Annotated in this window: 18 protein-coding genes and 2 pseudogenes; 13 read left to right on the forward strand and 7 right to left on the reverse strand. The window is 44.4% G+C overall.

Features of this window, described 5'->3' with window-relative positions:
• Positions 1–58: 58 nt before the first annotated feature.
• The gene (locus AACW06_RS03675; RefSeq protein WP_192074039.1) at positions 59–928 is read left to right on the forward strand and encodes a helix-turn-helix domain-containing protein; all 870 of its coding nucleotides are present in this window, start codon (positions 59–61) and stop codon (positions 926–928) included.
• On the opposite strand, the gene AACW06_RS03680 is transcribed toward AACW06_RS03675, so the two are convergent.
• From AACW06_RS03680 to AACW06_RS03710, 7 genes are all read right to left on the reverse strand, one after another.
• A complete protein-coding gene (locus AACW06_RS03680) occupies positions 925–1,260 on the reverse strand; it encodes a fructose PTS transporter subunit IIB (protein WP_192074040.1) in 336 nt (111 codons plus the stop codon). The two genes, AACW06_RS03675 and AACW06_RS03680, sit on opposite strands and share 4 nt — an antisense overlap.
• A 152-nt stretch (positions 1,261–1,412) precedes the next feature.
• Positions 1,413–2,090 carry a fructose-6-phosphate aldolase gene (locus AACW06_RS03685; protein WP_192074041.1) on the reverse strand — a complete coding sequence of 226 codons (678 nt, stop codon included), beginning with the start codon at positions 2,088–2,090 and terminating at the stop codon, positions 1,413–1,415.
• 51 nt (positions 2,091–2,141) lie between these two features.
• Positions 2,142–2,999 carry an SDR family oxidoreductase gene (locus tag AACW06_RS03690; protein WP_192074042.1) on the reverse strand — a complete coding sequence of 286 codons (858 nt, stop codon included), beginning with the start codon at positions 2,997–2,999 and terminating at the stop codon, positions 2,142–2,144.
• 2 nt (positions 3,000–3,001) lie between these two features.
• The gene (locus AACW06_RS03695) at positions 3,002–3,880 is read right to left on the reverse strand and encodes a [formate-C-acetyltransferase]-activating enzyme (protein ID WP_192074043.1); all 879 of its coding nucleotides are present in this window, start codon (positions 3,878–3,880) and stop codon (positions 3,002–3,004) included.
• Complete coding sequence (locus AACW06_RS03700; protein WP_192074044.1) at positions 3,846–6,146, reverse strand: formate C-acetyltransferase; 2,301 nt, start codon at positions 6,144–6,146, stop codon at positions 3,846–3,848. Before AACW06_RS03700 ends, AACW06_RS03695 begins: the two co-directional genes overlap by 35 nt.
• 191 nt (positions 6,147–6,337) lie before the next feature.
• Positions 6,338–6,661: a PTS fructose-like transporter subunit IIB gene (locus tag AACW06_RS03705; protein WP_192074045.1), complete on the reverse strand. Its 324-nt coding sequence runs from the start codon at positions 6,659–6,661 to the stop codon at positions 6,338–6,340.
• Positions 6,662–6,746: 85 nt separating this feature from the next.
• Positions 6,747–7,820 carry a PTS fructose transporter subunit EIIC gene (locus AACW06_RS03710; RefSeq protein ID WP_192074046.1) on the reverse strand — a complete coding sequence of 358 codons (1,074 nt, stop codon included), beginning with the start codon at positions 7,818–7,820 and terminating at the stop codon, positions 6,747–6,749.
• Between the two features lie 439 nt (positions 7,821–8,259).
• Between AACW06_RS03710 and ptsP the strand changes: the two genes are divergently transcribed.
• The 12 genes and pseudogenes from ptsP to AACW06_RS03770 all read left to right on the forward strand — a co-directional run bounded on the left by ptsP (position 8,260) and on the right by AACW06_RS03770 (position 19,385).
• Positions 8,260–10,770 (forward strand): phosphoenolpyruvate--protein phosphotransferase, encoded by a 2,511-nt coding sequence (ptsP, locus tag AACW06_RS03715; RefSeq protein WP_192074047.1) that lies wholly within the window; start codon positions 8,260–8,262, stop codon positions 10,768–10,770.
• A 71-nt stretch (positions 10,771–10,841) separates the two neighbouring features.
• The gene (locus tag AACW06_RS03720) at positions 10,842–11,885 is read left to right on the forward strand and encodes an oxidoreductase (RefSeq protein ID WP_192074048.1); all 1,044 of its coding nucleotides are present in this window, start codon (positions 10,842–10,844) and stop codon (positions 11,883–11,885) included.
• Complete coding sequence (locus AACW06_RS03725) at positions 11,882–12,352, forward strand: heme-degrading domain-containing protein (RefSeq protein WP_192074049.1); 471 nt, start codon at positions 11,882–11,884, stop codon at positions 12,350–12,352. The genes AACW06_RS03720 and AACW06_RS03725 overlap by 4 nt, the downstream gene beginning before the upstream one ends.
• Before the next feature lie 2 nt (positions 12,353–12,354).
• Complete coding sequence (locus AACW06_RS03730; RefSeq protein WP_192074050.1) at positions 12,355–12,948, forward strand: KpsF/GutQ family sugar-phosphate isomerase; 594 nt, start codon at positions 12,355–12,357, stop codon at positions 12,946–12,948.
• Positions 12,949–13,132: 184 nt separating this feature from the next.
• Positions 13,133–14,074 (forward strand): 1-phosphofructokinase, encoded by a 942-nt coding sequence (gene pfkB, locus AACW06_RS03735; protein WP_192074051.1) that lies wholly within the window; start codon positions 13,133–13,135, stop codon positions 14,072–14,074.
• A gap of 19 nt (positions 14,075–14,093) precedes the next feature.
• Positions 14,094–14,624, forward strand: coding sequence for a LacI family DNA-binding transcriptional regulator (locus AACW06_RS03740; protein WP_192074052.1), 531 nt, complete (start codon positions 14,094–14,096; stop codon positions 14,622–14,624).
• Positions 14,625–14,760: 136 nt separating this feature from the next.
• Positions 14,761–15,852, forward strand: coding sequence for a glycerol dehydrogenase (locus AACW06_RS03745; RefSeq protein ID WP_192074053.1), 1,092 nt, complete (start codon positions 14,761–14,763; stop codon positions 15,850–15,852).
• A gap of 162 nt (positions 15,853–16,014) precedes the next feature.
• A pseudogene (locus AACW06_RS03750) lies at positions 16,015–16,304 on the forward strand (transposase); the annotation flags it as partial.
• 26 nt (positions 16,305–16,330) lie between these two features.
• A complete protein-coding gene (locus tag AACW06_RS03755; protein ID WP_192074054.1) occupies positions 16,331–16,609 on the forward strand; it encodes a sensor histidine kinase in 279 nt (92 codons plus the stop codon).
• A gap of 75 nt (positions 16,610–16,684) precedes the next feature.
• On the forward strand, positions 16,685–17,584 hold the full coding sequence (locus AACW06_RS03760) for a 1-aminocyclopropane-1-carboxylate deaminase/D-cysteine desulfhydrase (RefSeq protein ID WP_192074055.1): 900 nt from the start codon (positions 16,685–16,687) through the stop codon (positions 17,582–17,584).
• A gap of 103 nt (positions 17,585–17,687) precedes the next feature.
• Positions 17,688–18,373: pseudogene (locus AACW06_RS03765) on the forward strand (IS1 family transposase).
• Positions 18,374–18,758: 385 nt separating this feature from the next.
• Entirely contained in the window at positions 18,759–19,385 is a 627-nt protein-coding gene (locus AACW06_RS03770; RefSeq protein WP_192074056.1) for a TetR/AcrR family transcriptional regulator, read from the forward strand.
• The last annotated feature ends 31 nt before the right edge of the window (positions 19,386–19,416 follow it).

The following is a 19,416-nucleotide window of genomic DNA, read 5'->3' on the forward strand; positions in this document are numbered from 1 at the left end:
TTTAAGGTTTAACTATCCTAAAATTGGGTGTAATGAAAATTCATACAGATAATCAACCATGCTAGACAAAACATATTTATTAGAAGCACTTGAATATTATGCGAACCAGACGGAAGCGATCAGTGATGTCTACTTTGCTGGCAATCTGCCTACACCTCCACCCTTGGCCTATCAGGTTCACTTTCCTCGTGTAGAAATGGTGCTGGTTGGCGAGTTGGACATGGAAGTGGGCAATAGCATAGGCGTTGATACGCAATACACGCTAAAACAGGGTGGTGTGTTGTACCTGCCCGCGGAAAGCTGGAATAAGCCTGTGTGGAACAAGCCTGTTGTGACTCTAACTGTTATGGCGGGTAAGCAGAGCTTTGGTATGAGTTTATTGAGTTGGGATGGCGAACAGTTTGACTCCGCGATTAAAGAGAGTGTCCTTCGTCGCGGCCCTCGTATTGGTACCTTTATCCTTAATGCTATCGAAGAGTTGATCAAGCAGCCTGAAAGTCAGGGCACTAAGCGTTTATTGGTTGGTTCACTGTTTAGCCATATTCTTGATCTGATTGAACGTCCAGTCGAGACACCATCTAAAAGTCATGCGCTATTTGAAGTGGTGAGGGAACATCTTGAGCAACACTATCATGAGCCGTTAACGCGTGAATCGGTGGCTAAGCATTTTTATGTGTCACCGAACTATTTGTCTCAGCTGTTTCAGAAAGAGGGGCAACTGAAGTTCAACGAATATTTAAACCATGTCCGTTTAGAGCGTGCCAAGTACTTGTTGATTGAATACGATATGAAGGTGAAAGAGATCGCGCATCGCTGCGGATTCAAGGATAGTAACTATTTTTGTCGCGTGTTTAGAAACCAAACTGCACGCTCTCCGTCGGAGTATCGCGCGCAGTATCTTAGCTCAAGTGTAACGTCAGCAGACTAGAGAATGAGCTCTGCATTAGGTGGCGCGTTGCGTATTTTTTTTATAGCTTGAATTACTTCTCCGCTATTTCTTAAAAAATGTGCAATGGAACAACGCACAATTCGCGTTTGGCTGAATCGCTCGACACCGTCAATATTGATATCTGCAATAATGACCGCAACATCAGCTTCTGCGATATCAGACTCTTCAAGTTGGTTCTCGCTCCCCAGTGCTCCTTGAGTTTCAACTGAGATTTTATATCCCGCTTTTTTACAGGCTTTTTCTAGTGCTTCGGCAGCCATATAGGTGTGTGCTACGCCACTGATGCACGCAGTAACTCCAACGATTTTCATAATGCGGTCTTTTATTAGCTATACCAATCGAGATAAATATCTCATTAGTATTATATGTTAATGCCCAACGATTGTAATATCATTGGGCATGTGATTGATTTCAATTTGCGTGTTTTATAATCCAGTGACCAAAAATCAAGGACTAGATTACATTATAGTACATCTAGCACCGTGGTATCTTTCCCATAAACACCTTCCCAATCAGCAACAAAGCCTGCGACACCAGAGTCTGTCAGTGGATGCACCAACAGTTGGTCAAATACGTCTGGCGCAATCGTTACTGAGTGTGCGCCTACTAGAGATAATTGATGAACTTGCTGCACGTTTTTAAATGATGCACCGAGAACTTTAGCGTCCAAGTTATAAGTGTCGATCAGTGCCACCATCTCAGCAGCAACATTCACACCATCGCTACAGATGTTATCTAGACGGTTTACGTAAGGGGCTAGAAACTCTGCGCCAGCAACTGCTGCCATTAGCGCTTGCTGAGGAGTAAGGATAGCCGTTGCGGTGATACGTATGCCTTCTGCGTGAATAAGCTTCATCGCTTTGAGGCCCTGAGGTGTTGCTGGCACTTTTACGATGATGTTGTTATCAAATGCTTTCAGTGCTTTGGCTTCTTCAAGCATTGTCTCTGCGTCTTTACCCATTACTTGGGCATGTAGCATACGCTCTTCACCAATACACTCACGGATATCCAATAGGATCTCTTTGAGAGGGCGTTTCTCTTTAGCGATAATGGATGGGTTAGTCGTTACCCCAGCCAGTGGGTAAAGATCTACCGCTTTGCGAATTGCGTTAAGGTCTGCGGTATCTAGCATGTAAATCATGGTGTTGCTCCTAATTTGGGGTAGGCTACGACTCGGCGCAACCAAACAAATTTAAATAAAGTGAAATTCTTTCAGGCACTTGATAATGGCATCTTTACTCTCAGTAAATACCATGCCTTGATCGGCGAGTTTGCTTGTGTCTAAACGTACATCGCGTGTTTTTGGGGCGTCCGCGGCTTCTAACAGTTCATTTAGGCGCTCTTGTTGGCCTAACTCTATGAGAATGTGCTCTGCAATCTCGTAGCGGCTCGCTGGGTTATGTGCACCAGTATGGTAGGTACCGTAAGGAATAGTGAAGATCTTCGGGAACTGTTCGATAAGCTCGTGAACGTAAGTTAGACCACGGAACTCATTGCGACGCTCTTGCATCAACTGTCCGTTAACTAGCGCTTGTAGTGTGTTCCAAACCACGTTCGGGTTGATGGTCGTGTTACGCTCAGGAAGGCCAAATAGCCAGGTAAAACGCAGTACCCACATCTCGTCGAGAATACTTGCTAGCTCTTTTTCAGCTTCAAGTTTGTTCTGACCGTACACGGTATCTGGTACAGGTTGGTCTAATTCGCTGTATGGACCTTTTTCTGGGTTACCGTTAAACACTTGCTCTGTGGAGATAAACACCAGCTTAGCACCATGTTCTTTACACGCTTTTGCTACGTTGATCGCGCCTTGAACATTGACCTTATGTGCGACATCAGGATGCTTGTTGCAGAAGTCTGTCACCGCAATCGCCGCAGCGTGGATAACGTAATCTGGTTGGAAGTCAGCAAAAGTAGCGACGACCGCTTGGTTATCCGTAATATCGAGCTGTTCAACGTCTAGGCCAAGGATTTTAAATTCGCCTTGGTAGCGGTTGATAAAACGAGTACCGAAGAAGCCTTTTGCGCCAGTAATGAGTATTTTCTTAGTCATGTTTATCCTCCAATGATGACGTGGTAGCCTTGTGTCGCAATGTGTTGGCGTATGCTTTCCACCTCTGATTTACGCGGAACCGGAACGTCTTCGAGTAGATACACCATCCCCAAGGTTTGGTATTTGTTTGCGCCATATTGATGAAATGGCAGTAAATGAATTTCGCTAAGATTGAACGGGCGCAAGAAGTTGATTACCCTGTCAGTGTTAATTAGGTCCAAGGTGTAGCCTGGGATAAGGGGTAGGCGAGGGATGACATTCGTCCCTTGCTCTACTAATTGGCGGAAGTTGTCTAAAACCAGTTCTAGATTAATCCCAATCACGGTTTTGGCCCGTTGTGGGTCCATGATTTTAAAGTCAAACAGCACTTCATCACACAATTGACCAATTTTAAGTAGTTGCTTGGTGTTACCGTGCCCCGAGGTTTCAATCGCGGTTCTGAATCCCATTGCTTTTAGTTTGCTGAGTAACTCAATAGCAAACTTAGGCTGAGTTAACACCTCGCCACCTGATAAAGTAATGCCGCCATTTGAGGTGTTGAAGAACACGTCATCTTTGGTCACTTCAGCAACAACTTCATCTAAGGTCATATCTGTCCCGACTTGCTCCCACGCGCCACTTGGACACTCATCGACATCCATGGCACAGGTTTCACAATCTATGCACTTGGATTCTCGGCGCAGGTATGTGGTGCGGTGCGAACGCGACTCAGGATTAGCACACCATGGGCAGCTTAATGGGCAGCCTTTAAAGAACACCACGGTACGGATACCAGTGCCGTCGTGCAGCGAGTAGCGCTGGATATTGAATATCCGGCCGCTGCTCGCTTGATCTTTTAGTGTTGAATTACAGCTCATGAGCGGTTCGGCGAATGATGTCATCTTGAATCTCTTTCGATAATTCAACAAAGAATGCGCTGTAGCCTGCGACACGAACGACCAGCCCTGCGTAATCTTCAGGTTTTTGCTGCGCTTTCTTCAGCGTTTCCGCATTGAGTACGTTGAACTGAACGTGTTGTAGTTTTAGCTTCATAAACGCGCGCAAGAAGTCAGACAGTTTGCTTAGTCCTGATTGGCCTTCTAGGGTTGCAGGAGTGAACTTAACGTTGAGTAGGCTGCCGTTCGAAAGTAGGTAATTGTCTAGCTTGCTTACTGATTTTAGTACCGCTGTAGGGCCAAGTTGATCTTTACCCAGCATAGGTGACAGGCCACCATCTGCTAGCTGTTCTCCAGCTAAACGGCCATCTGCAGTCGCGCCAACAACAGCACCCAGCGGTACGTGCGCTGAAACGGTGTAAGAGCCCGGAGTAAACTGACCACCGCGCGGGTTGTCATACTTCTCTACCTCTTTACAGAACAGGCGAAGAAGTTCAGAACCTAGGTTGTCGACCTCATCAATATCGTTACCGTACTTCTCGTATTTGTTCATTAGGCGAGTGCGAATCTTGTCACCTTCAGGTACATCGAAGTTGGCGTTTAGCACGTCGATAAACTCAGCAAAACTCAGACGCTGTTCTTCAAAAACAAAGCGTTTTAGCGCTTGTAGTGAGTCTGATAGGTTAGCAATACCGATACCTTGCACACCAGAGAAGTTATAGCGAGCGCCGCCGTAAGTGATGTCTTTGCCGTTCTCGATACAGTCGCTAATAAACGATGACAGTAGAGGAACTGGAGCCCAGTCACGGTGGCCAACATCACAGATGTTCGAGCCTTCGACCATTAGTTTTATGTAGTGCTTGATGTCATTGCGAATTTGCTCAACCAAGTTATCAAAGCTGATATCTGGATTGTCTTGATTGCGCTGCATGGTTAGTTCCATCACTTTGAGCAGGTTAAACATAGCGATATCATGCAGGCCATAAGTTTTGCCTGGAATAGAGAGCTCAACACAACCCACTACCGAGTAATCACGAGCGTCTTCGAGTGAAACTCCACGGTTAAGGAAGGCTGGAACCACGACCTCATCGTTGAATATTTGCGGGATACCTGTGCCAAGACGAATGGTTTCCGCAGTTTTCATTAAGAAGCTGCGATCAATGAATTCGTTGACGCGAACACCTAAGTTTGGCTGTGGAAGCTGCACGCTTTGATACGCGTCTAAACATAGGCTAGATAGAGTGTTAACCGCACTTTTACCTGTTTCAGTCAGTCCACCAAGTAAGATGGTGTAACCGGTAGGGAAACCTGCGAAGAACTTAGCACTGCCAGAAGAGCGCAGCAGTACGATATCGTTGGTTTTAATCCATAGACTTTCTAATAGCTCTTTCAGGAACGCCGGAGATACTCCAGCATCAATAGACGCTTGATAGAACGGCATCATGTATTGATCAAAGCGACCTAAAGATAGCGAGCTTGCATTAGATTCGTATTGCAGAACAATGTTCATGTACCAAAATAGCTGACAAGCCTCGTAGAAATCTTGCGGTTTACTGGTAGCGATCTTCCGAGAAATATTAGCGATTTTGACCAGTTCTGTCCTGCGCTCCGCATCATCACACGCTTCTGCCATATTCTGTGCAAGATCGGCGTAACGGTAGATATGACGAATTGAGGCTTCTAGCAATAGCACGACAGATTGATAGAACTCATTGTCTGGGTTACTTAACGCTAGGCCCTGCATTTCATCCAATAACGAACCTAAGCCGTGTTCTAGCAAGCGTTCAAAGTCGATGATGATATGGCCTTGGCCTTTATCTGTCTGGTTGACACTAAAGATTTTTTGCGCCACGGCATCTTTGACTTCGGATGGAATTTGCGCGTTGATGAAATCTTTCATTGAGCGTTCTGACCAGTAAGTCAGTATCTCGTCACGGTAAACGGCTTTATCTTGTTCTGAGATAAAAAACTTATCTTGAGGACGAGTAGCGAAGATATCGAGCTCTTTCTCAATCCAATATGGATCCATCTCTGGAGAGATAATACCTGCACGCGCCTTTACTGTGCGGTTGCCAGCAATCAACTCATCTTCGCGAATAGAAATTTCGACATTGTCGAGAATGTAGGCGGTGGCTTTTGCACGACGAATTAGCGTGTGTTCACCTTCTGTCGATTTATGGCTTTCTGTGTAAAGTAATGCGCGTTCAAGGGATATTTCACGTTGTGATTCAAACAGTGCTGACTTGAGGCGTTCAATTCTTAGGGTGCTCATTTGCTTGGCTCCTTGCATTACCAGTAATACGGTTGTTGAGCGTTTTGGTGTTTTGAACACTTATAACAAAGTTGCCGTGTGTGGATTTTTCTGCTGCGGTCACTTTGGTATCACTACTCATTGGTTTTTAGGCGCCCCCCTCTAAGGAGGAGGGGAGCAACCCTATAGGTGTGATATTGCTTATTGCTATCTTAAGACGTTACATTTGAAAGATGAGCTTCAATCTTATCCATTACTGCTGCTGCTCTCTTAACTGCGTCGCTGACACCAATACTAACCACAGTTTTGCCTTCAAAACGTTCCCTATTTTTGATGTCGATGTCTTTTGTTAAGATAACGATGTCAGCGGCTTCAATTGCTGCGGCAGTCAGCTCGTTTTCGATGCCAATTGAGCCTTGAGTTTCCACTTCACATGTCCAGCCTTTGGCTTTTGCTGCTGCGTCGATCGCTTCTGCTGCCATGTATGTATGTGCTACACCTGATGGGCATGCTGTTACTGCTACGATACTAGTCATAATTTAATTCCTTAACATTAAGTCTGAAGGGCAAGGCGTCAAGTGATAGCGAGCACGCCTTGCTTATTTTGATAGGTCTTAGTGATTAACCGATTTTGATATCTAAGTCTAAGTCGTCAGACTTTTCGTTTGTTTTCTCAAGCACCGGGCGACGTGCTTTTAGGAAGTTAACCATTAATGCTGTGACGATTGAGCCAACTGCTAGGGCAGCAATAAATCCGACGCGACCTTCAACAACTGGTAGAACAATTAGCCCACCCCAAGCTGCGTAGCTCTCTACACCGATTGTTGCTGCAGTTACTGCGCCAGCTACGGTACCGATCATGATTGATGGGATAACACGTAGTGGGTCGCCAGCTGCGAATGGGATTGCACCTTCAGTGATACCCATAGTACCCATTAGGATTGATGCACGCCCTGCTTCTTGCTCGCTCGAGTCGTACAGTTTCTTGTTGATGAAGGTTGCTAAGCCCATACCGATAGAAGGAACCGCTACTGCTACTGAAGAGATACCTGCTACGTTGTAGATGCCTTCGCCGACACACAAGATAACGAATGCATAAGCGACTTTGTTGACTGGACCACCCATATCGAAAGCGAGCATACAACCCATGATGATAGCAAGTACCACAATGCTTTCATTCTGCATGCTCTTTAGGAAGTCAGTTAGCGAAGCTGTTGCTGCACCAATTGGTTCACCAATACCCCATACAATAGCACCTGCTGTGATGAAGGTACCTATAATTGGAATAACAAAGATAGGCATGATGGAGCGAGCAAACGCGGGTACTTTTATCTTCTTCAAGTAGAAGACGACGATACCACCGAGTAGACCAGCGAAAATCGCACCGAAGAAACCTGTGTTGTACATGTTAGCGCCAATAAAAGCGGCGATGGCAGAAGGTGCTAGCGCTGAACGGTCGGCGATGGAGTAGCCGATGTAAGCAGCTAGGATTGGTACCATTAGTTGGAAACCAGCTACACCGATAAAGAATAGATCGTGCAACCATGTCCCATCTTCAGGAACGGCACCTTCACCATACATCATAACTGACGCAGCAAGTAAGATACCGCCAGCCACCACAAATGGGATCATATGAGATACACCAGTCATCAGATGTCTTCTGGTGTCCTTCAAAATTGTGATTAAATCATTCATAGACCTCTCCTTGAATTGGGTCAAATTGTATTTGTAGAATCTGTTTCACGTTGGTTTATCAGCCCGAGCTTTGAATTTAATATAGTGAGTATTTATGCTGTCTAGTTAGAGGATTTTTATGCTATTTACTGGATAATTGTTAGAGTGGAGGAGAAGTTTGATCTCTATCTATATTTATATCTAGATTAGAACTAGATAGTTTTTCTATGGTTTTAGTAATTAAAAACAATTAGTTATGTGTTTTGCTTTTTATTTTTTTATTATTTTAAGTGTTCTGGCTCACAAAATTGATAGTAAATTTGATTTTGTTCACATTTGGTTCTTAGTAATACAAAAATCCAGTAATTAGTGTTTTTGTCCAATAGCTGGAGTGCGATGATTTGTTATTGTTGTTACATCAACTCGGGCCTATCGCCTAGCAGTACAAGGACAATATGTAATGAAAACTTTCTCTTTCTCTTGTGAGCTACCAAATGGTGTTCACGCTCGTCCAGCGAGTCATGTCGAAGCGCTTTGTAATCAATTTTCTTCTGACATTACTTGGCAAAATAAACGCACAGGTATGAGTGGTAACGCGAAGAGCGTTCTCTCTCTTATTGGTACTGATACGCTTCTTGGTGATGAGTGCTTAATTACTATTGATGGTCAAGATGAAGAGTCTGCCATTAATCAACTTAGACAGTTTATCGTTAATGAGTTCCCTCACTGTGATGCACCGCTGCAAAATAATGAGAGTGCTGATGATGCTGAATTAGTACCGCTACCGCGTAATTTCTCTAATCTAGAGGTAGCACATGAGCGTGGCCGTGCCGTGAGTGAAGGTATTGGTCGCGGTACCCTCACTATTATGGGGGCGGTTAACTTCGACAGCTTAGACAACCTTCCACCTGAATTAGCGCTCAATGAAGAACAACTGCAAATGAAAAACGGTCTGGAATCAGTGATTAAGTCGATTTCGATTCAACTTAAAGCCGCAGAGCATACTGAAGGTGAAGTGTTAAAGGCTCATCTTTCAATCGCCAAAGACGAAGAGTTTCAACAAACCATTACGGGCAATTTGAATGAAGGTCAAAGCTGTGCGGATGCCATCATCGCGACAGCAAAACACTTTGGCGAGATGATGAAAAATTCGTCTAGTAGCTACATGCGAGAGCGTGAACTAGACATTCGCGATGTTTGTTATCAATTACTGCAGAGCATCTATGGTGACGAGCGATTTGCTAGCCCAACCCAGTTAATTGGACCGACAGTATGTCTGGCTGACGATCTAACGCCAAGTCAGTTTTTGGAGCTAGATAAATCTCTGTTGAAAGGGTTGATTCTATCTCATGGGGGTAGCACGTCTCACACGGTCATCTTGGCGCGCTCTTTCGCTATTCCAACTATTATTGGTTTAGATGCGGCTAAGTTAAGTGAGTTTATGGGTAAGCAGGTGATTGTGGATGGTCACTTAGGTGCAGTGGTGACGGATATTACTGAGCCTGTTGAGCGCTATTATGTTCAACAGCAAAAAATAAAAGAGATTGTTGCCACACGTCAAGCAAAATACCGTGACCTAGCCGCGACAACAATCGATGGCAAAGTTCTGGAAGTAGCAGCAAACATTGCTCACTCAGTGGAAGCACCACAAGCCTTCGCTCATGGCGCGGAAGCGGTAGGTCTGTTCCGTACGGAAATGCTCTATATGGACAGAACATCTGCGCCAGATGAACACGAACTGTACAACATCTTCTGTCAAGCTTGTGAAGCGGCGAATGGCAAATCTATCATTATCCGTACCATTGATATTGGTGGTGATAAGCCAGTGGATTACCTCAACATCCCGGCTGAAAACAACCCATTCTTAGGCTACAGAGCAGTTCGTATCTACCCTGAATTTATTGAGATGTTCAAGACTCAGCTACGTGCCATATTACGTGCTTCGGCTCACGGTAACTTGAAGATTATGATTCCAATGATCTCGTCAATGGAAGAGATCCTTTGGGTGAAGGATGTATTGGCGGAAGTGCGTCAAGAACTGCGCAAAGAGGCAGTGCCTTTTGCAGAACGCGTGCCACTAGGCATAATGCTTGAAGTTCCTTCAGTCGCTTTCATCATCGACCAGTGCTGTGAAGAAATTGATTTCTTCTCTATCGGTTCAAATGACCTGACTCAGTACTTAATGGCTGTTGACCGCGACAACGCTAAGGTTGCCAAAAACTACAACAGCTTGAACCCTGCATTCTTGCGCACCCTTGACCATGTGGTACGTGAAGTGCATCGTCATGGCAAGTGGATTGGCTTGTGTGGCGAGCTAGGTGCGAAAGGCTCCGTACTACCACTATTGGTTGGCTTAGGCTTGGATGAAATCAGTATGAGCGCGCCAAGTATTGCCGCAACTAAAGAGCGAATTTCTAAGCTTGATAGCCGTGAATGTCGCCAACTACTTAACCGCGCGATGGAGTGTCGCACTGTTCAGGAAGTTGAGCATGTTCTTGCTCAGTTCCGCATGACTCAAACAGAGGCGCCTATGGTGTCGAAAGACTGCATCAGCCTTGACCGAGATCTACGTAGTAGAGAAGAAGTGATTAAGACGCTTTCTGACAACTTGTTTATTACTGGCCGCTGTCGATACCCGAATAAACTGGCTGATGACTTGTGGGCTCGTGAGGATGTGTTCTCTACTGGACTAGGCTTTGGTTTTGCTATTCCTCATACAAAGAGTGAGCATATTGAGCAGTCTGCAATTAGCGTGTGTCGTTTAGCTAAACCTATTGCTTGGGGCGATGAAGAAGCACAGTTCATCATCATGCTAACTTTGAATAAACACGCTGCTGGTGACCAGCATATGAAGATTTTCTCTAAACTGGCGCGCAAAATTATGCATGCAGACTTTAGGGAGCAGTTAATGACTGCAAGCAGTGATACTCAAGTTGAGGCGCTGTTAAAACAAGAGCTTGAGCTCGTATAAGTTACCCCCCCGTTTATGCTTTTGGCTGTGGCGCTCTACGGAGTCACAGCCTTTTTTATAAGGATTATTTAATGGAAACGATTAAAGTCGGTTTAGTTGGCTTCGGTATTTCGGGGCAGTGTTTTCAAGCGCCAATTATCAGCGATTGCCCACAGTACGATCTTACTGCGGTTGTCTCTAGCAACGAAGAGAAAGTAAAAGCCCAACTTCCAAATGCAGAGGTTTATCCTAACCTCGAAACCATGCTTGAAGACGCCGACATCGAACTTGTCGTGGTCTCGACACCCAATCATTTGCATGTGCCGCAGGCTATGGCATCGCTGCAAGCAGGTAAGCATGTGGTGGTAGAAAAGCCGTTTTCCGTGTCATACCAAGAGGGTAAAGCGTTGTTAGATATTCAGGCTACCTCGGGTAAGGTGCTGACGGTTTATCAAAGCCGTCGTTTTGATGGCGACTTTATCACTATCAAAAAGCTGACTAGCGAAGGAAAGCTCGAAGGGATTCATACCTTTTATTCGAGTTACAATCGCTATCGACCAGAGGTAAAGGTTCGGTGGCGTGAACAAGATGTCCCTGGTGCGGGAATTCTCTATGATTTGGGCGCACACTTAATTGACCAATCTATCGCGCTGTTTGGCAATCCAGATGAGGTAACGGGCATACTACGTAACCAAAGACCGGGAGCAGAGGCTGTCGACCATTTTCATTTAGTGCTCCATTATCCAGAACGTGAAGTTATTGTCCATGGCAACTGCTTGAGCACTACAGAAGGGCCAAGATTCCAGATTTTCGCCAACAATGGTAGCTTGATCAAATATGGTATGGATAGCCAAGAGGACTTCCTTCGAGAGAAGAAAGGGCCGAGCACTCTAGGTTGGGGTAGCGAAAGCGAAGATCTTTACGGTCAGTACACCGATGTAAACGGCGTTCAGAGTCGTATTGCGACCGAACTCGGCTGTTATCAAAACTTCTATCATCAACTGGCAAATGCCATTCGCTTCGGTGAGTCAGTCCCCGTTCCAGCACATGAAGCTTTGAGTGTTATTGCTGTGATCGAAGCGGCTTCTTTAAGTGCTAAAGAGAAACGTCGAGTGAAATTACAGGAGCTACTATGATTACCGATCTAAACCAACTATTGGCGCAAGAAGCAGAGTTACAGTTTAACGAGTTTGATAATCAAACTGCGTGGGAGTTGGGCAGCTTGATTAAAAATCGTGCTGAGGCGAAACAGGTTAACGTAGCTATCGAGATTGTCTGTAACGGCCATCGCTTGTTTAGTTTTGCCATGCCTGACACGACTTGTGACAATCAATGTTGGATTGAGCGCAAGCGTAACGTGGTCGACCGTTATCAACATAGTTCTTGGTATATGGGCCAGTACTATAAGGCGAAAGGCAAAACCATTGACCAAGCATCCTTAGTTGATGCAAAAGAGTTTGCTCCCTACGGTGGTAGTTTTCCTTTGATTATTCGAGGCGTGGGTGTGGTTGGCTCTATCTCTGTATCTGGCCTTCCTCAGTATGAAGATCACAAGCTAGTGGTAGATACTATTGCCGACTATCTCGCAGGTGAAAAGGCGTAACTATGGACATATTACAAAGGGCACGTGATGTAATCGCCCAGGAAGCGACCGCTATTGCCAATATAGAAGTCGATGACAACTACGAGAAAGTAGTAAAGCTTATCTTAGATTGCGACAGTAAGGTCATTACCACAGGGATAGGTAAGGCAGGATTGATTGCGAAAAAGATGGCCGCTACCTTAAGTTCCATTGGTAGCCCAGCAGTGTTCCTTCACGCCGCCGAGGCAGCCCATGGCGATCTCGGCATCGTCAATAGCAATGATATCCTTATTGCCTGTTCAACCAGTGGTAAATCACGTGAGGTGATTGAGATCTTAGAGTTAGTACGTCACCTTGGTGTCAGACACATCGTTGGTATTACCTCGCATCCAGATTCAGAGCTTAGAGAACATTGTGAATATGTGCTGAATATGGGGCAGCATAAAGAGGCGTGTCACCTAAACTTAGCACCGACGACCACAATTGCCGTGATGCTGGCGATTTGTGATGCGATAGCAATGTCTGTTTCAGAAGCAAAAGGGTTCACCAAACAAGAGTACGGCCTTAGGCATCACGGCGGCTACTTAGGAAGAGCCTCGCGAATCAACAATAATTGATTGCGTGACATCTCAATATTAACAAGAACGCACATTTTTCTAGTTTATCGAACATCTAACCTACATATCGCGACGCGTTGGTTATCTAAATTGTTTACAAATTCATAATAACTCGCACTTTGGGGCATTTGCTTCTTGTGGTTGAAAAAACCTAACCAAGTACATTCCATATGAGGAGGTCAATTTGAATCCGACGAAATGGGTTAGCGTGACTCTAAATCCTGCTATAGACCTGTCTGCTGAAGCGGACAATTTTTCGGTTAATCAAGTTAATATAGTCAAAGAGCAGCACAGCTACGCTGCTGGCAAAGGGATAAATGTCGCTAAGGTGATGTCAGATCTTGGTGCATCAGTCACTTTGACAGGGTTCCTTGGCCACAACAATCAAGAGTTATTCGATAAGACGTTTGACGCTAGTGGGCTAGATGCGCAGTTTGTTAGCGTGGATGGCACCAATCGAACCAATATCAAAGTCCACGCTCGTAACGGAGAAACAACCGACATTAATTTTGGTGGCTTTTCCGTACAGCCTAATCATATAGAACGGCTTCATCGCAAGCTTTTAGAACTCGCGTACGACCATGACGGTTTTATTTTTACCGGTAGCCTGCCTGAAAATATTGATGAAAACGTAGTTACAAGTTGGATGCGAGAGCTAAAACAGCTCGGCAAAAAGGTCGTTCTTGATAGCAGTAAAGCCATGTTGAAAGCGGGTGTTTCTGTCCAACCTTGGTTGATTAAGCCCAACGAAGCAGAAGCTTCTGAACTTCTTGGCCGTGCAATAGGCTCAATCGAAGATGGCGTCACTGCCGCCCAAGAGTTAGTAGAGCTTGGCATTGATAATGTTCTTATTTCGATGGGTGAGAAAGGTGTAATTTGGGCGACAGAAACAGAAGTATTAGTTTCGACGCCTCCGACGGTTAAACCTGTCAGCACCGTTGGGGCGGGTGACTCTGTGGTTGCAGCGTTCTGTTGGGCGAGTCAGTTTGACAATCCCTACAGGCAGATTGCCAGTGCGACAGCGATAGGAGCTTTGGCGGTATCTCAAGTGGGGGTTGGCGTTGCCTCAATTAATTTACTTGATGAAATGCTCAAGCAAGTTCTTGTACAGTGGTACGTGGTTTAAATGACGCATGGGGCCAAGTATGAGATTAAGTGATCTCGCTAAGTTAGCTGGTGTGTCTAAAACGACTGCGAGTTATGTATTAAGCGGCAAAGGTGACCAATATCGAATCAGTTTACCCACACAGAACAAAGTATGGGCACTAGCCGAGCAGCATAACTATCGACCTCATATTGCTGCTAGAGTGTTACGTGGAGGTCGAAGTCAACTGGTTGGCGTTGTATTACCTAATTTGCACGAGCCAAAGGCAATGAAGTGCTTGGCGAGAATAGAAAAACTCTCTCGAAAACTCGGGTATCGTCTTTTCATCAGTTGCAGTGAATCCTCAGATACGAGTGCAGAAGATTTGTACCGCGATATGTTGCTACAGGTCGATATTGCGGTCTGGATCACTCAAAATCAAAACGAGTTAGGCCTACAAACTGATGTGCAAGTGCAATACCCAAGAGCAGACAAACCGACCATTAAGTTGATGGAAGCTACTATACGTAAAAAAAAAACAGTAATGACGTCGCTATTCAAAGTGGCCAATCGGATAGTACTTTCTTATTAACAGCTGTGTCACAGAACATAGATTGGTGTTCAAAAATACTATTGAGTGAAGATTTGTACTATTCCCGCAGGATAACTTTGTTGTTCAAATGGAACAGAAAAATTACTTAAATCATTATCATAAGTAGAGGTAAATTATGATCACAACGACAGTTTTTCCTGGACGTTATGTTCAAGGTAAAGGTGCTAGAAAGCTTCTCGGTGAAGAGCTGCAACGATTTGGACAAAAAGGTATGATGATTTGTGACCCGTTTGTTTATGACAATATCTTGTCCGAGTTTGAATCCCATTTAAGTCAAGTAGAGGTTGATATTGTCTCTTTTTCTGGAGAGTGCTGTGATCAAGAGATTTCTCGATTAGTCGATCGCTTAAAGATCAGAGGCGGACAGTTTGTAGCGGGTCTTGGCGGTGGGAAAACTATTGATACAGCGAAAGCAGTCGCGCACTTTGCTGAAGTAGTGGTCACTGTTGTACCTTCTCTCGCTGCCAGCGATGCGCCATGTAGCGCGCTTTCAGTGATTTATACACCTCAGGGTGAATTCGATCGTTATTTGATTCTGCCGCAAAACCCTAACTTGGTTTTAGTCGATAGTGAAATCATTGCTAAAGCCCCGACTCGTTTGCTGGTGGCAGGTATGGGTGATGCTCTAGCTACTTGGTTTGAAGCAAATTCTTGTATGCAAAGCTTCGCGACTAATATGACAGGTCGCTTAGGTTCGATGTCGGCATACGCGCTGGCAGAGCTTTGTTACAACACTTTGCTAGAGTATGGCCATCTTGCCAAAGTATCTAATGATGAAGGGATAGTAACCACAGCGTTGGAGCGTGTTGTTGAAGCCAATACATTGCTCAGTGGCTTAGGTTTTGAAAGTGGCGGCCTTGCAGCTTCGCACGCTATCCATAATGGTTTAACTGTGCTAGAGCCAACTCACTCCTATTTACATGGTGAAAAGGTTGCGTTTGGTGTTCTTGCCTCACTATTCCTAACAGGTAAAGATCCACAAACTATCGAGCAGGTTTACCAGTTCTGTGAACAAGTGGGTCTTCCAACTACGCTAGCGGACATCGGCCTTGAACAAGTAGATGATGCTGATCTAGTTCGAGTAGCACAAGCGGCATGTGCAGAAGGTGAAACCATTCACAACGAACCTAACCCAGTTGATCCAGACGCGGTGTTTGCCTCAATTAAAGCCGCAAACGCAGAAGGTTGTCGACGCAAAAGCTCTTAGCTTCAAATAGCGAGCCCATACCAAATGCCAATTTTGCGTTATCAACTACAATTTCATCAATCTATTCAGAACGTGAATAAAAGAGGCTTCTTATTGTAATGGTACGGTTAGCTTGGATGGTATTTAAGCCTTATAATTATCACTACTTATAAGGAATCTGATATGTCACCAAAATTACGAGTGCAAATCACCCCTCAACAGAAGCTTAAATATGCCAAGATGATGGTTGAAGATGGTTACACCAATCAACAGATACAAGATATCAGTGGTGCTTGTTCATCAGCTGTAGTGCGCTGGAAGCGCCAATATAAAGAAGAAATGTTAAGCATGACACCCACTAATAGAGTGGCATTAACACCAGAGCAGCAACGTATACAAGAGTTGGAAAAACAACTTGCTAGAGCCAAAAGAGACATCGATATATTAAAAAAAGCCAGCGCCTTGTTCATACATTAAAGCGACCGCTCCGGTCATTGAAATGATTGTCGGTAATCTACTACGAAATGCTATTGCCGCGACGCGTCAAGGTAAAATAACCATCACACTTAGCCAAGCTGAACTCATTATCCAAGACCAAGGTATGGGGCTGTCCGATCAATCGAGCGAGGATGGACATGGTTTGGGGCTACTGATCGTTAGCGACCTCTGCCAACATTATGGTTGGTTTTTTAACCTCAGTAATCATGAGCAAGGCGGATGCATTACTCGTATCTGCTTTCAAGAAGAACATGTTGACGAGAAACCATTAAACGAATAACGACCTTACCCTGTGAAGCTGCATTGAAGCAAAGATAGGTATATACTGCCGCACTGTTTTATGTAGGCTCTGATAATGAAACTATCCGACACTCCTATCACGCAGCACATTTTTGCTAATAAGCATTTTTATTTAAAACGTGATGACCAGTTACACAGCCATTTCTCTGGTAATAAGGCCAGAAAATTTATGGCGCTGCTAGATACTAAAGATGAGATCACAACAACGTTAATCAGCTATGGGTCCGTACAAGCCAATTCATTATACTCAATGGCTGCGCTAGCCAATATTAAGGGTTGGTCCTTTGAGTTTTATGTCGACCGAATCCCGTTATGGCTCAAGCAAAAACCGATCGGCAATTACCGTGGAGCACTTGATCTAGGCGCAAAAATCGTTGAAGTGAGTAGCGTTTCCCCAGTGCCTATCCACCCTGAAGAATATATTCGCACGCAGCGGCAGCCTGATGCTCATTGCTTGGTGATGCCTGAAGGTGGACGCTCACCGATCGCTAAAGTAGGCATTAAACAGCTCGCGATGGAAATTCTGAATTGGGCACGGTTTGAGAACAAACAATCTTTTGTGGTTGCACTTCCCTCTGGTACTGGAACAACCGCGTTATTTCTCCACAAATATTTAAAGCCACATGGTATTGAGGTGCTCACTTGTTCATGTGTCGGGGGTAATGACTATCTGACCAAGCAGTTTGATGACTTAGGAGAAAGCGACCACCCAGTCATATTATCTCCAAACAAAAAACATCACTTTGGGCAATTGTATGCCGCTGACTACCACGTTTGGCAGCAACTCCTAGAACAAACACATGTTGAGTTTGATCTACTCTACGACCCATTAATGTGGCAATGCTTGCTGCCTTGGATGCAAGATAACCCACAGCAATCTATTATTTATATTCATCAAGGTGGGATGCTAGGAAACGAAAGCATGCTACCTCGCTACCAACGTAAATTCGGTTAAGCTAATAAAACGAGGAACATGATGATGCTGAGAACTTGGGTCGAGACTCAAATCGGTGGATATGTGTTAATATAGCCACCTGATTTTTGATTGTTTTTAACTCATGGCTACCATTCAAGTTAAATGTCGTTTCTGCAATAAAACTGAGCCCGTCCGTAAGCATGGAAAGGGACATTCTGGCTTTCCTCGTTTCAGGTGTCTCGACTGTCGAAAGAGCTTTCAACTCGATTACGTTTACGAAGCCCGCAAGCCAGATGTAAAAGAAAAGATTGTAGATATGGCAATGAATAGTTCTGGTGTTAGGGAGACCGCCCGAGTATTGAATGTCACATACAACACAGTATTGAGCACTTTAAAAAACTCTCGCCAAGGCAAGTAATCTTAATACCTTTCGATAGAGCAAACATCACTCTAATTTGTGAAGTTGATGAGCAGTGGTCATTCGTAGGTAATAAGAAAAACCGACGATGGCTTTGGTATGCATGAGAGCCGCGTTATAAACGCATCATTGCTCATGCATTTGGTAAACGTAATACAGATGCATTGCGAGCACTACTTACTTTACTAGCGCCGTTCGACATCCGCTTCGACTTCACTGCCTACACGAAAGAGCAACCAAGAGAAAAGCACGTTGTTGGCAAAAGATTCACTCAGCGAATTGAGCGAACCAACCTGACACTACGTTCAAGATTGAAGCGCCTTGTTCGTAAAACGATCGGTTTTTCAAAATCAGAAGAGATGCATGACAAAGTTATAGGGACGTTTATCGAGCGGGAGTTCTACTGGTAATTCAACTGATTTGAGTCACGACCGAAAAACCGCGTTATGAGACATAAAAAAAGCCCAGAGCAAAAGGCACTGGGCGGATACAAATAAACATAGGAGTTAAATAAGAAAAAGCAGTGGTGCAGTTATCAGTAAGAAGAAAAATTCGACGGCCTGTAAAACTCTTGATGCTCTGTTAACTACACCTATTCAGACTAAGCTTTTCTCAATGAGTTCACTTTTTTATTAAAAATTTTCTATCAATTTTTTAAATTAAATAAATTCAATCAGTTGTCTAAATTTTCCACGACTCTGGTCAGACCATCTTTCAAAAATGTGATGTTAATTGCTTGTTAATTAAATGTGTCAATAGTATATTTCAAACACGTGTTTGATACGAGTGATTGAAATGGCATCAAGAAGTAGTACCAAAGATAAAATCCTAAATGTAGCCGAAGGATTGTTTGCTGAGCATGGCTTCAACGATACTTCGTTAAGAGCTATTACCAGCAAAGCTGGCGTGAACTTGGCCTCTGTTAATTATCACTTTGGTGACAAAAAAACATTAGTTCGTGCGGTACTGAATCGTTATTTAGAGGCTTTCATGCCTGCCGTTAACGAAGCTTTAATGACATTGAATACTCAAGAACAATACAGCATGGCCGATGTTTTTGAATCTTTACGTGCCCCACTTAGGTCCTTAAATGATTTAAGGCCTAATGGTACGAGTCGTTTTATGTTGTTGATAGGAAGAGGTTATACCGATGTGCAAGGTCATTTACGTTGGTTTATCACCACTCGTTATAGTGAGGTGTTGTCACTTTTCACACAGTCAGTGTTGAAAGCCAACCCAAGTTTAACGCCTGAAACACTTTTCTGGCGCTTGCATTTCACGTTAGGTACTTGTGTTTTTACTATGGCTTCAAGCCAAGCCTTGGCCGATATTGCCGAGAATGATTTTGGCACACAAGTGGATGTAAAAACCGTGGTTGACATGATAATCCCCTATTTGGCTGCCGGTGTGGCTGCTGAGTAACTACCCAACTATTTATTATAATAAAGCAGTA

Origin of the sequence: Vibrio sp. S12_S33 (assembly GCF_963889785.1) — a bacterium.
Classification (GTDB): Bacteria; Pseudomonadota; Gammaproteobacteria; order Enterobacterales; family Vibrionaceae; genus Vibrio; species Vibrio aestuarianus.

Bases quoted from the DNA above. Each gene is read 5' to 3' on its own strand.
- AACW06_RS03675 (WP_192074039.1), top strand. From the start codon at position 59: ATGCTAGACAAAACATATTTATTAGAAGCACTTGAATATTATGCGAAC.
- AACW06_RS03680 (WP_192074040.1), bottom strand. From the start codon at position 1,260: ATGAAAATCGTTGGAGTTACTGCGTGCATCAGTGGCGTAGCACACACC.
- AACW06_RS03685 (WP_192074041.1), bottom strand. From the start codon at position 2,090: ATGATTTACATGCTAGATACCGCAGACCTTAACGCAATTCGCAAAGCG.
- AACW06_RS03690 (WP_192074042.1), bottom strand. From the start codon at position 2,999: ATGACTAAGAAAATACTCATTACTGGCGCAAAAGGCTTCTTCGGTACT.
- AACW06_RS03695 (WP_192074043.1), bottom strand. From the start codon at position 3,880: ATGACATCATTCGCCGAACCGCTCATGAGCTGTAATTCAACACTAAAA.
- AACW06_RS03700 (WP_192074044.1), bottom strand. From the start codon at position 6,146: ATGAGCACCCTAAGAATTGAACGCCTCAAGTCAGCACTGTTTGAATCA.
- AACW06_RS03705 (WP_192074045.1), bottom strand. From the start codon at position 6,661: ATGACTAGTATCGTAGCAGTAACAGCATGCCCATCAGGTGTAGCACAT.
- AACW06_RS03710 (WP_192074046.1), bottom strand. From the start codon at position 7,820: ATGAATGATTTAATCACAATTTTGAAGGACACCAGAAGACATCTGATG.
- ptsP (WP_192074047.1), top strand. From the start codon at position 8,260: ATGAAAACTTTCTCTTTCTCTTGTGAGCTACCAAATGGTGTTCACGCT.
- AACW06_RS03720 (WP_192074048.1), top strand. From the start codon at position 10,842: ATGGAAACGATTAAAGTCGGTTTAGTTGGCTTCGGTATTTCGGGGCAG.
- AACW06_RS03725 (WP_192074049.1), top strand. From the start codon at position 11,882: ATGATTACCGATCTAAACCAACTATTGGCGCAAGAAGCAGAGTTACAG.
- AACW06_RS03730 (WP_192074050.1), top strand. From the start codon at position 12,355: ATGGACATATTACAAAGGGCACGTGATGTAATCGCCCAGGAAGCGACC.
- AACW06_RS03740 (WP_192074052.1), top strand. From the start codon at position 14,094: ATGAGATTAAGTGATCTCGCTAAGTTAGCTGGTGTGTCTAAAACGACT.
- AACW06_RS03745 (WP_192074053.1), top strand. From the start codon at position 14,761: ATGATCACAACGACAGTTTTTCCTGGACGTTATGTTCAAGGTAAAGGT.
- AACW06_RS03755 (WP_192074054.1), top strand. From the start codon at position 16,331: ATGATTGTCGGTAATCTACTACGAAATGCTATTGCCGCGACGCGTCAA.
- AACW06_RS03760 (WP_192074055.1), top strand. From the start codon at position 16,685: ATGAAACTATCCGACACTCCTATCACGCAGCACATTTTTGCTAATAAG.
- AACW06_RS03770 (WP_192074056.1), top strand. From the start codon at position 18,759: ATGGCATCAAGAAGTAGTACCAAAGATAAAATCCTAAATGTAGCCGAA.